Raw genomic sequence first — 12,067 nt, 5'->3', positions numbered from 1 at the left:
TGGGCGGTGTGCCAGGCGTCCGAATATTTGTTGCCCATGCGCGCCAGGTCCGGCCCGGTGCGCTTGGAGCCCCAGAGCTGGGGATGGTCGTACTGGCTTTCCACGGCCAGCGAATAGGGGCCGTAGCGGTCCACCTCGTCGCGCAGCGTGCGGATCATCTGGCTATGGCAGCCATAGCAGCCCTCGCGGGTGTAGATGTTGCGGCCGGCGATTTCGAGCGGGGTATAGACGCGCATGTCCTCGGCCTTCTCCACCGTCTCGTCGATGGTGAAGAGCGGCGCGATCTCGATCAGGCCGCCAATGGAGGCGACCATGACGATGAAGGCGACAAGGCCCAGGGCATTGCGTTCGAGGCGGTAGTGGAAACCAAACATAGGATTACTCTCCAGCCTGCAGGGCGGGCTCGGCCGGCAGATCGCCATAGGTGGCCGGGGCCGCGCCATGCGCCGGCATGCGGATGGTCATGATGACGTTGTAGAGGGCAACGCAGGCGCCCAGCAGGAAGAGCAGGCCCCCCAGCGCGCGGGCGATGTAGTAGGGGTGCATGGCCACCAGGCTGTCGATGAAGGAATAGCTCAGCGTTCCCGATTCATCATAGGTGCGCCACATCAGGCCCTGGATGACGCCCGAATTCCACATGGCGAAGACGTAGATCACCGTGCCGGACAGGGCGAGCCAGAAATGCAGCTCCACCAGCTTCTGGGAATAGATGCGCTCGCGCTTGAACATGGTGGGCACCAGCGCATAGAGCGAGCCGAAGCTGATCATGGCCACCCACCCCAGCGCGCCGGCATGCACGTGCCCCACGGTCCAGTCGGTATAGTGGCTGAGCGAGTTGACGGCGCGGATGGCCATGAACGAGCCCTCGAAGGTGGACAGGCCGTAAAAGATCGCCGCCAGCGCCATGAAGCGCAGCACCGCATCGTCGCGCACCTTGTGCCAGGCGCCGTTGAGGGTGAGCAGGGCATTGCCGGCCGAAGCCCAGCTCGGCACCAGCAGCACCACCGAGAAGGCCATGCCCAGCGTCTGCACCCAATGGGGCAGGGCGGTATAATGCAGGTGGTGCGAGCCGGCCCACATATACATGAAGGTGATGCCCCAGAAGGAGATGATCGACATGCGGTAGGAGAAGATGGGGCGGCCGGCCTGCTTGGGCAGGTAGTAATACATCATGCCCAGGAAGCCGGCGGTAAGGAAGAAGGCCACCGCGTTATGGCCGTACCACCACTGGGTCATCGCATCCTGCACGCCCGAGAACAGCGAATAGGACTTGGCGCTGCCCAGCGAGATCGGCACGGCCAGGTTGTTGACGATATGCAGGATCGCCACCACCAGGATGAAGGCCATGTAGTACCAGTTGGCCACATAGATATGCGGCTCCTTGCGGCGGGCCAGGGTGCGCATATAGATGGCGAAATAGGTGACCCAGACGATGACCAGCCAGATATCGGCATACCATTCGGGCTCGGCATATTCCTTTGACTGGGTGAGGCCCATCAGATAGCCGCTGGCGGCGATGATGCAGAAGAGGTTGTAGCCCAAAAGCACGAACCAGGGGCTGAGCGCATCGGGCAGGCGGGCGCGCGAGGTGCGCTGGAGCACGTGCAGCGAGGTGGCGATCAGCGCATTGCCGCCGAAGCCGAAGATGACGCCGCTGGTGTGGACCGGACGCAGGCGGCCCCAGGTGAGCCAGGGCACGTCGAAGGTCAGATCAGGCCAGGCGAGCAGGGCCGCGACCCAGAAGCCCACGCCCATGCCGATAATGCCCCAGATGAGGGTGAGGATGAGGCCGGCGCGGGTGGGCGCGTCGTAATATTCGGAGAGCCGTTCGGCCGAGGGCTCAGGCAGGTCGAACTGGCGCATGACCACGACGAAGCCCCAAAGCCCCGCCGCCAGCACGATGCCGCCGTGAATGCCCAGAAGATCGTTGCGGCCGGCAATGGCCATGGCCAGGCCGATCAGCACCAGCCCCCCGAGCAGGATGAGGGCGCCGACCCTCTCGCTGCGTGTAAAATCAGCCATCATCTCTCGTGTCCCCAGCTCTTTTTACGGTGGGCCGCGGCCCGCATATCGGTCCAGCCCTAGCCGAGCCGGAAATGTTCTCTTTGATCTAGCGCAAGGAAGAGGGTTTTTTCACCCCCCATTCGTGTTTAGCGCCCTTATGTGTGTTTGCGCCGCGACAAAGTGCCCGGGGAGAGGGGGCGCTAGGGTGATCTCATCGGGGCGCATGGCCGCCACCCCAATCGACCAAGGACAACAGAGCCATGCCCATGGCCAGCATATCGCGGTGGACCCTCGCCTATTTCCTCGTGGCGCTGAGTTGCCTGACACTGGCGCTCGGATCGATGGCGATGGGGTTCGGTTTTCCCGGCGAGGGTCTTCTCGCCTCCTCCACGCTGATCGTCGTGCATCTGGTGGCCATTGGCTGGCTGAGCCTGCTGATGCTGGGCGCGCTTCTGCAATTCCTGCCGGTGCTGACCGGGCGGGCGTTGCGCGGTGCGTCCCTGGCGCCGGTGGCGCTGGGATTGCTGGTTTGTGGGCTGTGCATGCTGCTCGCCGGCTTTGCCGGCATCGAGGGCTGGTGGGGGCTGAGCGCGGCGCTGCTGCCCTGGGGCGGGGCGCTGCTGCTGGCCGGCTTCGGGCTGGCGGTGGCGATGCTGGCGACGCCGCTGATCGGCGGCAAGGCGCTGCCCCTGCCCGCGCGTTTCGTGGCGCTGGCGCTTTTTTGCCTGCTCGGCGCCGCCAGTCTGGGGGTATTGCTGGCCGGCATGCTGGCTGGGCTTCTGGGCGACGACCTGGCGGCGGCGCTGGCGGAACGGGGCGTGGCGCTGCATGCCGGCTTCGGGCTGGGCGGCTGGCTGAGCCTTGCCGCCATGGGCGTGAGCTATCGGCTGCTTTCGATGTTCCTGCTGGCGCCCGAGCGCCGGGGATGGCGTCCGCAACTGGTGCTGTGGAGCGGAGCGGCGGGGCTGACCGCCCTGCTGGCGGCGCTGGGGCTGGTGCTGGCGGGGGGCGAGGCGGCGCCCGCCATGCTGGCGGCGGCGGGGCTGGCTGCCGGGCTGGCCGTGGCGCTCTATATCGGCGACGTCGCCGGGCTGTATCGCAGCCGCAAGCGGGCGGTGCTGGAGCTGCATATGGGCGCGGCATTGCCGGCCTTCGCAGCGCTGCCGCTGGGGCTGGGCCTGTTGCTCTGGGCCGGTTTTTCCGGCGAAACCGAGCTGGTGGCGCCGGTGGCCGTCTATATCCTGGCGCTGGGCTGGCTGGGCGGGCTGGGGCTGGCCATGCTCTACAAGATCGTCGCCTTTCTCACCTGGCTCGAATGCTTCGCCCCGCTGATGGGGCGGCGGCCGACGCCACGCGTGCAGGATCTTGTGCGTGAGGACCATGCCATGGTGTGGTTCTGGCTCTATTTCGCCGGCGTGGCGGTGGCCGGGGCGGCGCTGTGGGCGCAAATGCCGCTGGTGTTCCGCAGCGGGGCGGGCCTGCAAATGCTGGCCGTGCTGGCGCTGATACAACAATTCTACCGCGCCAGGAGGCTGGCCGACCTGCCGGCCGAGTGGCGCGATCTTCCCCGACCCCGGCTTTTCCTGCCGGCCCCGATAGAGAGGAAAATGACATGACTGATCTCGAACTCGACGTGCGCCCGCTTTTGCGCAATGGCGGCGAGCCCTTCGGCGCCATCATGGCGGCGGTGGGCAGCCTCGCCCCCGGCCAGCGCCTCAAGCTGTTCGCCACCTTCCGGCCCGAGCCGCTGCTGGCGGTGATGGCCAGTAAGGGCTTTTCCCATGAGGCGACGCCCCTGGACGGTGGCGAATGGCAGGTGATCTTCACCCCTGAGGGAGAGGATATCACCAGCCCCGCCGTGGCCTCGGACCCGGAGAAATGGCCCGACCCTTCCTATTACATCGACTGCACCGAAATGGACCCGCCCGAGCCGATGGTGCGCATCCTGGCCCAGCTCGAGGCCATGGCGGAGGGCGAGGTGGCCTTTGCACTGCTGGGGCGCGAGCCGGTATTCCTGTTTCCCGAATTGCAGGCGCGCGGCGCCGGCTGGGTGGGCGACTTCGACGCCACGGGCGAGAATTACCGCCTGATGGTGCGGGCCGGCCGCAAGCCATGACCGGGCAGCAGCGGAACGCCGTGGCCGAGGCGATCCGCGTCGCCCTGCGGGCGGTGATCGACCCGGAACTGGGCCATAACATCGTCGACCTGGGCATGGTCTATGCCATCGAGGTGGGGCCGGACGGCGCGGCGGAGGTGGTGATGACCACCACCGCCCGCTTCTGCCCGGCCAGCGGCTTCCTGCAACAGGCTGTGGAAGAGCGGGTGCTGGGGCTGGATGGGGTGAGGGCGGTGCGCGTGACGCTGAGCTACGATCCGCCCTGGACGCCGGAGCGCATGGCGCCGGAAATCGCGGCGCGGTTCTGAGGGATTTTCGTTCCATCCTGAGACGGTGGGGCGGCTGCTGCCAGGATGGGCCCCGGATCAGGTCCGGGGCGACATGGTGAGGGGGGCGGCATGATCCCCCAGCCGCCAAATCCCTATTCCGCCCTCGGCTTGCGGCGGGTGAGGATGGGCGGGGCGTATTCGACCAGATAGAGCGCGAAGGCGGCCATCCAGCAGGCGCCGCTGGCCGAGAGCAAGGCCAGGTAATGGTCGGGCAGCAGGGTCGCCAGGGGCCGCAGCAGGGCGGCCAGGAACAGCAGGGCATAGCTCGCCGCCGTCATCGCCGGGGCGGTGAGGGGCAGGCCGGTATGACCGCGCGTCGCCCGGCTCATGATGGCCAGGGTCATCAGCCCGATGGCGCCGACGGTGAAGACATGCAGCGCCGAAGCCGGATCGAGCAGGCCGGGCGGCACCAGCGCAATGGCGAAAAAGCCCAGGGGCACGAAGAGATAGGCCAGGTGCAGCACCAGCACCAGCCGCTCGGCCCCGGTCTGCCAGCCGCGCCAGCGGATGAGGCGATAGGCATGGAGCAGGCCGGCCAGGGCGCAGGCCAGGCCAGTCACCGCGTGGGCGGGCCAGATCACCCACAGCACGAGGGCGGCCAGGCCCCCCAGAAGCGCGATCGTATCGAAGCGGTCATAGGGGGCGGGCAGGCTCTGCACATGGCGCTTGGCCAGCCAGTTGCGGGTGAAGCTGGGCACGACGCGGCCGCCGATGATGCCGATAAGCATGACATAGGCGGAGACCGCCAGCCGGCTGGCCAGGCCCGGATCGGCGCCGAAGATGACGATGGCATGGAAGCCCATATTGGCCAGCGCCAGCGCCGCGACCACGGCGAGCACCTTGAGGTCGCGCCATTTGCGCCCGGCGATGACCTCGCGGGCGCAGATGGCGAGCAGGAAGGGCAGGAAGGCGATATCGAGGGCGATGGCCAGCGGCAGCCTGATCAGGTCGGGGGCGAGCAGGGCCAGGCGCCCGGCCAGCCAGACGAGGAAAAGCAGGCCCAGCGGCGCGCCCGAAACGGGCAGGCGCCCGGTCCAGTTGGGAATGGCGGTGAGCAGGAAGCCGGCCATGGCGGCGGTGCTGTAGCCGAAGAGCATTTCATGGGCGTGCCAGGCCGGCCCGCCATAGGTCCCGCCGATGGGCCAGTCGCCGGCCAGCGCCCCGATCCACAGCGCCATGGCCAGCATGGCCCAGATTCCGGCGGCCAGGAAGAACGGGCGGAAGCCATAGGCCAGGATCACCGGCCCGTCATGGGCAAGGCCGCGCGGCACGGGCTGGCGCCGGGGCGCTGGTTTGGCGGTTATTTTGCTGTCGGATGCTTTGCTGTCGGTCATGGGGCACCTTCCAGGCTCCATGCGGGTGTTCGAGGCGGAGCCCAGTGTGAGGCTCTAGCGGGGGGAAGGGAAGGCTGTCCTTGCGGTGGCGCAAAGAGAGGTGGGGAGGGGGCAAGGTTTGGAGATTGTGGCTCCCGGCACCCCCTCCCGGCCTTCTTGTCTTGAAAGGCTCCACTGGAGCCTTTCATCGGGTGCGCCGACCGCCGACAAAGCCCATCAAGGGGGAGGTGTGGCTCCGTGCTTTTGGCACGATCTTGCTTGGACCACCGGGTGGCACCTCCCCCTTGATGGGGGAGAACGCGAGGGGGTGATGATTGGGCCCGGTGGGGCTGTGGCCACTGCGCTTGCCTCTCCGCAAGGGGAGAGGGGATTCCCGAGGGTGAGGCGGAAGCCGCTACGGGCCGTGTCCCAGCCCATCGGCGAGGGCTTGCAGGCGCTCGGCGTCGCGGACCAGCAGTTTCTGGCGGCCGCCCTTGACGATGCCCTGGCTCTCCCAGGCGCTGAACAGGCGCGAGACGGTGTGCAGCGTGGTGCCGGTCATCTCGGCGACGTCCTGGCGGGTGAGGGGGAAATCGATGCGCACCCCGTCGGGCTCGCGCTTGCCGGCCTGCTCGATGAGGCGCAGCACGGCGTGGGCGACGCGGCGCTCCACCTCCTGGGTCGACATTTCGCGGATGCGGGTATGGGCTTCCTGGAGGCGCTGGCCGATGGTGCGCATGGCGTTGACGGCCAGATGCGGGTTCTGCTCGACAAAGCTCCCCCAGACCTCGTTGGGCCAGCAGATGACGAGGCTTTCGGCCGCGGCGATGGGCGTGCCGGGATAGTCGTTGCGCTGGAGGGCCTGGGCGAAGCCGAAGAGATCGCCGGGATGGACGACGCGGACGATGATCTGCTGGCCTTCGGGCGTCACCTGGGTGACCTTGAGCCGGCCATGCAGGAGGAGAAAGAACTGGGTTGCCTTCTGGCCCTGCTCATAGACCGCTTCGCCCATGGGGACGCGGCGCATGGTGGCGCGCGCCAGAAGCCGGTCAAGCTCGGCATCCTGCATGTTGGCGAAGAGCGGCAGGGCGCGTACCAGGCTGCGATCGATATCGGCCATCGGACGTACTCCGATCCAAGATGGACATGGAATACATCATAATGGCGCAAGGCGATACCTGCGCCGGGGTCGCACCCCCGACGCTCAGAAACCCAGGCGGGCGGCGAGACGTTCGAACCAGTTCGGCTCTGCCTGGCGCACCAGGCGGAAGCCGAGATTGTCGGGCGGCACGCCGACCGAGCAGCCGCCGCTGCGCGCATCGCGGATGAAGACGCTCATCGGCGTGCGGTGCTGGCCTTCGAGCACGCGGATGGTGCAGGCGGGCAATTGGCTGAGCACCGCGCCGGCGGCGTCGATATGCACGTGCGCATTGCAGGTCTGCGTCCATTCCCAGACATTGCCGGCCATGTCCATCAGCCCGTTCTCATTGGCGCCGAAGGCGCCCAGGACGCGGGGCATGGGCTGGGCCGCGCTCTGGCGGGCGGCTTCCTTTTCGTAATTGGCCAGCCAGCGCAGCGCCGGATTGGCATTGTTCTCGGCGATATTGAGCGCGTCGTCGACGAAGCGGCTGCCGGCGGCATAGGCCCATTGCGCATCGGTAGGCAAAACCCAGGTTTCGCCGGTGGCGGCCGAGAGCCATTGGGCATAATCGGTGGCGTCGTCGAAATTGACCCCGGTCACCGGCACGTCGCCCACGCCCTGATGGCGCGGGGCGGCGGGGGCGCAGGCGCCATCATTGACGCAGCGGGCATAGTCGGCGGCGCTGACCTGATAGGTCATCATCTCGAAGGGAGCGTCGAAGGCGATCGTCGCCATCGGGGCATCCACCGGGGCGCCGTCGCGCAGGAACTGGCCGGGGGCGCGGTAGGTGAGGGTGCCCGGAGGCAGGGTGACCGTCTGTGGCGGGGTGACCGATGCCGTGGCCGTCACCGGCTGGGGCACGTGCAGCGGGACAAGCTGCGTCGCCATGACCGCGAGGCCCGCGGCCAGCAGAAGCGCCGGCAGGGCAATGCCGGCCATGTCCCTGAAATCATCCGCTCTTGCAATCATTTCCGCCTCCGGGGCTGGCCGGCGCCAGGGGGTTGGCGCCGGCCGGGTTCGTCAGGAACCGCGTCGCGGTCAGATCGGGCTGGGGGCGAGCACCGAGGTCATCAGGTCGTCATTCCATTCACCCTCGACCACGAAGTGCCCGGCCGCGCCCAGTTCGAACGCCTCGATCAGGTTGTGGTTGACATAGGCGTAGACGCCCGGCTGGAGGAAGGTGTAGTAGGCCGCGCCCGCCGCACCGCCGGGGATGAACCAGGTTTCCTGGTCGACATCGGGCGGGGTGTGGAACTTGCCCGTGGGCCAGACGAAGTCGCCATGGCCGCCGATCAGGTGGGGCCGCGTGTCGCGGTTGGCCTGCGAGTGGATGATGAGCACCTTCTCGCCGACCTTGGCCTTGAGGGCGTTCTCGCCGGTCAGCGCGCCCTTGCGGCCGTTGAAGACGATGTGGGTGGGGATGAGGCCGCGCATGACGGCGATCATGTCGTCATAGTCGTCGCCGATGCTCTCATAGACCTTGTAATTGCCGTCCTCGTCCTTGGGCAGGTAGAAGTCCTGCTCGCCGACATAGTAGATCCGGTCATAGGGCAGGGGATTGCCCTTGGGGTCCTTGAGCCCTTCGCGCGGCAGCACCATGATGGCGCCGTTCATGCCGGTGACCACGTGCCAGGGCACCATGCCCTCGGGGGCGCAGTGATAGACGAAGACGCCGGCCTTGGTGGCCTTGAAGCGCAGGATGGCCTTCTCGCCCGGGTTGACATTGGTGAGCCCGGCACCGCCCAGCGCGCCGGTGGCGGCGTGGAAGTCGATATTGTGGCCCATCATGTTGGTGTCGGGGTTGATGAGGGTCAATTCGACATAGTCGCCTTCATGCACCACCATCAGCGGGCCGGGGACCGAACCGTTAAAGGTCATGGCCCAGACGGTGGCGTCGTCGTCGACCTGGTGGATCTTCTCCTCGATGGTGAGGGTGAATTCATAGATCTTGGGAGCGCCGGTGGCGACCTGCTCGTGCGCATGGACGAAGGGCGGAGCGACCAGCTCAACCTTGACGCGCTCGAGCGTGTTGATGTCCACGGCGCCGGCCGCGGCGGCCACTTCCTGGGCGGCGGCGGGCAGCATGACGGCCAACTGGCTCGCCGCGCCGATCGCGGCTGCTCCGGTAAGCAGGGCCCGACGCGAGACTGTGTTCTGACCAGCCATTTTCTTTCTCCGTTGTTTGACGCGAGTTTGCCGCGTCTTCGAACAGGATAATATGGAAGAGGGTGGGTGCGCTCCTTGATTTCGATCAAATAGTTCAACAATTTCAGAGACATGTTTATTGCCCTAGTTTGACGAGGATCAAAGAAGAAGCTACCGCATGGGCATAGGAACCACCCCGAAGGGCCCTCACCCCCGACGCGGCCCTGACGCAAGGAGTATAAAGATGCGCCTTTTCCCTGATGCCCTGGTTGCAACCCAGGTGAATGTCACCCGCCGCGGTCTGATGCTGGGTCTGCTGGCGCTGGGCGCCGCCCTGCCGCTGTTGCAGCCGCTGCCGGCCGCCGCGCAGGGCGTCAACCACGAAATCCACATGCTCAACAAGGGCGAGGCCGGGGCCATGGTGTTCGAGCCGGCCTTCGTGCAGATCCAGCCCGGCGACACGGTGACCTTCATCCCCACCGACAAGAGCCACAATGTCGAAACCATCAAGGACATGATCCCGGAAGGGGCCGCCACCTTCAAGAGCAAGATCAACGAGACCTTCACGGCCACGTTCGACCTGCCCGGCGTCTATGGGCTGAAATGCACCCCGCACTTCGCCATGGGCATGGTGGCCATGGTCATCGTCGGCGACGGCCATGAAAACATCGACGCGGTCAAGGCCGTCAAGGTGCCCAAGAAGGTCGGCGAGCGCTTCCAGGCGATCTACGACGCTGCCGGGCTCTGAGCTGGCATAAAGGCGAGCAATGACGGCCCCCGGGCGAAGCCTCCGGGGGCCGTTTGGCGTTCGGGCCTTTCTCGAATGCGCAAAAGATGTGTATGATATTCATGTTTGACGTGACGGAAGGACAGGCGGGATGAGCGTGAGCGACCAGGGCGCGGCGGCTTCGGTGCGTTTCGGGACCACCCCGCCGGGGCTGGACGAGGCGCAGGTGCGCCAGGTGGTGGACGGGTTCTATGCCAAGGTGCGGCGCGATCCCGCGCTGGGGCCGGTGTTCGACGCCCATATCGCCCCCGAGCAATGGCCGCCGCATCTGCGCCAGATGTATGATTTCTGGAGCGCCATGCTGCTGGGCACCGGCCGTGTTTACGGGCGGCCCCGGCCCAAGCACCAGGCCATCCCCGAGATAAACGACGATCTGTTCGTGCGCTGGCTGGTGCTGTTCAAGCAGACGGTGGACGAAATCTGCCATCCCGACACGGCAGCCCTGTTCATCGACCGGGCCGAGCGGATCGCCCAGAGCTTCCGGCTGGCCATCGCCTATCAGCGGGGCGAGGATTCCACCGCCGTCGAGCCGCTGCGCGCGGCGGAACTGACGCTTCCGGGCTCCTGCTGAAACGCTCCGGGCGGGTGTTGAGCGCGGTCCATTTTCGGTCCTGCGCGGCGGAAAGACCACGTAATACCCCGGTCAGGACAATATTTAGTCCCTGTTAACTGTAAAGGCGCAGAATTTTTCCCAGGAAACACTGTCTTTGAACTGCGCCAGAAGGCGCGCTGGGATGCCGCCGATGAAATTGCGCACGAAACTTCTGGCCATTGTCGCCGCGATGGGGCTGGTGGTTCTGACCACCGCCAGCCTGGCGGTCTATATGGCGGGCACCTATACCCATCAGCTGGGCGAGCTGGGGGAGGCCTCGACGCGGGCGCTCAATGGCGAGCATCTCAACCGGCTGATCACCGCCGTGGTGATGGATGCGCGCGGCATCTATGCCTCTGACACCACCGAGCAGGCGGCGCCCTTCGCCAAGGGCGTTTTGGCATCGCTCGACCAGATCGACGTGCTGATCGAGGCCTGGCGGCCGCTGGTCAAGCCCGAGCATCAGTCCAGCTTCGACAATCTGGTGGCGCGGGCGGCCGAGTTCCGTACCTTCCGCACCGAGACCACGCGCCTGGCCGGGACCGATCCGGCGCTGGCCAATGAGCAGGGCAATAACGAGGCCAACCGCGCCAACCGCAAGGCCTATCAGGCCGAGGTGGACCTGGTGGTGCAGGCCGACAAGGACGATTACGCCGCGCTCAATGCCGAGATGGCCAGTTTCCAGGCCATCGTGCTGCCCGTGGTGGGCGTGGTGACGCTGGGCGGCCTGCTGGTGGGCGTGGGGCTGGCGCTGTTCGTCGGCAACCGCCATATCGTGCGCCCGCTTACCCATATCACCGGCATCATGCAGGATTATGCCGACGGCAATTTCGCCGCAGAGGTTCCCTATAAGGGCAATCGCGACGAAATCGGCTCCATGGCCGGGGCCGTGCAGGTGTTCCGCGAAAACGGCATCCGCGTGGCCGAGATGACGGCGCTGGAGCGCCAGACCCATGAGCAGGCCGCCGCCCGCGCCCGCGCCATGGAGCGCTTCCAGGCCGAATTCGGCGAGGCGGTGGCGGCAACGGTGGAGGGCGATCTCAGCCGCCGCCTGCCCGAGAGCTATGGCGAGGCCGACCTGGAGCGGCTGGCGGCGACCTTCAACCGCATGATGGACACGGTGGCCGGCGGGCTGGCCGATGCCGGCTCGGTGCTGTCGGCGCTGGCGGCGGCGGACCTGTCGCGCCAGATGCGCGGCGAGTATGCCGGCGCCTTCGACAAGCTCAAGACCGACATCAACGCCGTGGTGGCCAAGCTGACCGGCATTGTCGGGCAGATCAAGCAGACCTCGGCCGACATCAAGACGGCGACGGGGGAAATCCTGTCGGGCGCCAATGACCTGTCCGAGCGCACGACGCGCCAGGCGGCGATGATCGAGGAGACATCGGCGGCCATGGAGCAGCTTGCCGATACGGTGATGCAGAATGCCGAGCGGGCGGTGTCGGCGGCGCGCAATGCCGGCCTGGTGTCGAGCGCGGCCACCGAAGGGGGAGCGGTGATGCACAAGGCCAATGAGGCCATGGAGCGGATCACCCAGTCCTCGGCCAAGATCTCCAACATTATCGGGCTGATCGACGACATCGCCTTCCAGACCAACCTGCTGGCGCTCAACGCCTCGGTGGAAGCGGCGCGCGCGGGCG

Annotated in this window: 12 protein-coding genes; 6 read left to right on the top strand and 6 right to left on the bottom strand. The window is 66.7% G+C overall.

The window, feature by feature from the left end; translation table 11 throughout:
* On the bottom strand, window positions 1-374 hold a 374-nt coding region (locus VDP82_RS06940; protein WP_323014122.1), incomplete at its 3' end, for a cbb3-type cytochrome c oxidase subunit II.
* A gap of 4 nt (window positions 375-378) precedes the next feature.
* Complete coding sequence (gene ccoN, locus VDP82_RS06935; protein WP_323014121.1) at window positions 379-2,025, bottom strand: cytochrome-c oxidase, cbb3-type subunit I; 1,647 nt, start codon at window positions 2,023-2,025, stop codon at window positions 379-381.
* Between the two features lie 245 nt (window positions 2,026-2,270).
* On the opposite strand from ccoN, the gene VDP82_RS06930 reads away from it, so the two are divergent.
* Genes VDP82_RS06930 through VDP82_RS06920 form a run of 3 tightly spaced genes read left to right on the top strand, consistent with a single transcriptional unit; the run spans window position 2,271 to window position 4,428 of the window.
* On the top strand, window positions 2,271-3,620 hold the full coding sequence (locus VDP82_RS06930; protein ID WP_323014120.1) for a hypothetical protein: 1,350 nt from the start codon (window positions 2,271-2,273) through the stop codon (window positions 3,618-3,620).
* Window positions 3,617-4,120, top strand: coding sequence for a DUF2249 domain-containing protein (locus tag VDP82_RS06925; protein WP_323014119.1), 504 nt, complete (start codon window positions 3,617-3,619; stop codon window positions 4,118-4,120). The genes VDP82_RS06930 and VDP82_RS06925 overlap by 4 nt, the downstream gene beginning before the upstream one ends.
* On the top strand, window positions 4,117-4,428 hold the full coding sequence (locus tag VDP82_RS06920) for a metal-sulfur cluster assembly factor (protein WP_323014118.1): 312 nt from the start codon (window positions 4,117-4,119) through the stop codon (window positions 4,426-4,428). Before VDP82_RS06925 ends, VDP82_RS06920 begins: the two co-directional genes overlap by 4 nt.
* Before the next feature lie 113 nt (window positions 4,429-4,541).
* On the opposite strand, the gene VDP82_RS06915 is transcribed toward VDP82_RS06920, so the two are convergent.
* The 4 genes from VDP82_RS06915 to nirK all read right to left on the bottom strand — a co-directional run bounded on the left by VDP82_RS06915 (window position 4,542) and on the right by nirK (window position 9,069).
* Window positions 4,542-5,783, bottom strand: a complete 1,242-nt coding sequence (locus tag VDP82_RS06915) for an NnrS family protein (protein WP_323014117.1) — start codon at window positions 5,781-5,783, stop codon at window positions 4,542-4,544.
* A 394-nt stretch (window positions 5,784-6,177) separates the two neighbouring features.
* On the bottom strand, window positions 6,178-6,882 hold the full coding sequence (locus tag VDP82_RS06910; protein ID WP_323014116.1) for a Crp/Fnr family transcriptional regulator: 705 nt from the start codon (window positions 6,880-6,882) through the stop codon (window positions 6,178-6,180).
* Window positions 6,883-6,966: 84 nt separating this feature from the next.
* On the bottom strand, window positions 6,967-7,872 hold the full coding sequence (locus VDP82_RS06905; RefSeq protein ID WP_323014115.1) for an SUMF1/EgtB/PvdO family nonheme iron enzyme: 906 nt from the start codon (window positions 7,870-7,872) through the stop codon (window positions 6,967-6,969).
* 69 nt (window positions 7,873-7,941) lie between these two features.
* A complete protein-coding gene (gene nirK / locus VDP82_RS06900; protein WP_323014114.1) occupies window positions 7,942-9,069 on the bottom strand; it encodes a copper-containing nitrite reductase in 1,128 nt (375 codons plus the stop codon).
* Between the two features lie 283 nt (window positions 9,070-9,352).
* Here nirK and VDP82_RS06895 point away from each other — a divergent pair, with 283 nt between their 5' ends.
* The 3 genes from VDP82_RS06895 to VDP82_RS06885 form a co-directional block, all read left to right on the top strand.
* Window positions 9,353-9,796, top strand: coding sequence for a pseudoazurin (locus VDP82_RS06895; RefSeq protein WP_323014123.1), 444 nt, complete (start codon window positions 9,353-9,355; stop codon window positions 9,794-9,796).
* A 130-nt stretch (window positions 9,797-9,926) separates the two neighbouring features.
* Entirely contained in the window at window positions 9,927-10,406 is a 480-nt protein-coding gene (locus VDP82_RS06890) for a group III truncated hemoglobin (protein ID WP_323014113.1), read from the top strand.
* A 172-nt stretch (window positions 10,407-10,578) separates the two neighbouring features.
* Window positions 10,579-12,067 (top strand): methyl-accepting chemotaxis protein (locus VDP82_RS06885; protein ID WP_323014112.1); only part of this gene is annotated, 1,489 nt, incomplete at its 3' end.

Source organism: Devosia sp., assembly GCF_034675085.1.
Taxonomy (GTDB): domain Bacteria; phylum Pseudomonadota; class Alphaproteobacteria; order Rhizobiales; family Devosiaceae; genus Devosia.
Note: the sequence above shows the minus strand (reverse complement) of the source record. Positions and strands in the feature narration are given on the sequence as shown.

What these genes read in the sequence shown, in the direction of transcription:
- VDP82_RS06905 (WP_323014115.1), bottom strand. Translation starts at nt 7,872, where the DNA reads ATGATTGCAAGAGCGGATGATTTCAGGGACATGGCCGGCATTGCCCTG.
- VDP82_RS06920 (WP_323014118.1), top strand. Translation starts at nt 4,117, where the DNA reads ATGACCGGGCAGCAGCGGAACGCCGTGGCCGAGGCGATCCGCGTCGCC.
- VDP82_RS06930 (WP_323014120.1), top strand. Translation starts at nt 2,271, where the DNA reads ATGGCCAGCATATCGCGGTGGACCCTCGCCTATTTCCTCGTGGCGCTG.
- VDP82_RS06890 (WP_323014113.1), top strand. Translation starts at nt 9,927, where the DNA reads ATGAGCGTGAGCGACCAGGGCGCGGCGGCTTCGGTGCGTTTCGGGACC.
- VDP82_RS06925 (WP_323014119.1), top strand. Translation starts at nt 3,617, where the DNA reads ATGACTGATCTCGAACTCGACGTGCGCCCGCTTTTGCGCAATGGCGGC.
- VDP82_RS06915 (WP_323014117.1), bottom strand. Translation starts at nt 5,783, where the DNA reads ATGACCGACAGCAAAGCATCCGACAGCAAAATAACCGCCAAACCAGCG.
- VDP82_RS06895 (WP_323014123.1), top strand. Translation starts at nt 9,353, where the DNA reads ATGCTGGGTCTGCTGGCGCTGGGCGCCGCCCTGCCGCTGTTGCAGCCG.
- nirK (WP_323014114.1), bottom strand. Translation starts at nt 9,069, where the DNA reads ATGGCTGGTCAGAACACAGTCTCGCGTCGGGCCCTGCTTACCGGAGCA.
- ccoN (WP_323014121.1), bottom strand. Translation starts at nt 2,025, where the DNA reads ATGATGGCTGATTTTACACGCAGCGAGAGGGTCGGCGCCCTCATCCTG.
- VDP82_RS06910 (WP_323014116.1), bottom strand. Translation starts at nt 6,882, where the DNA reads ATGGCCGATATCGATCGCAGCCTGGTACGCGCCCTGCCGCTCTTCGCC.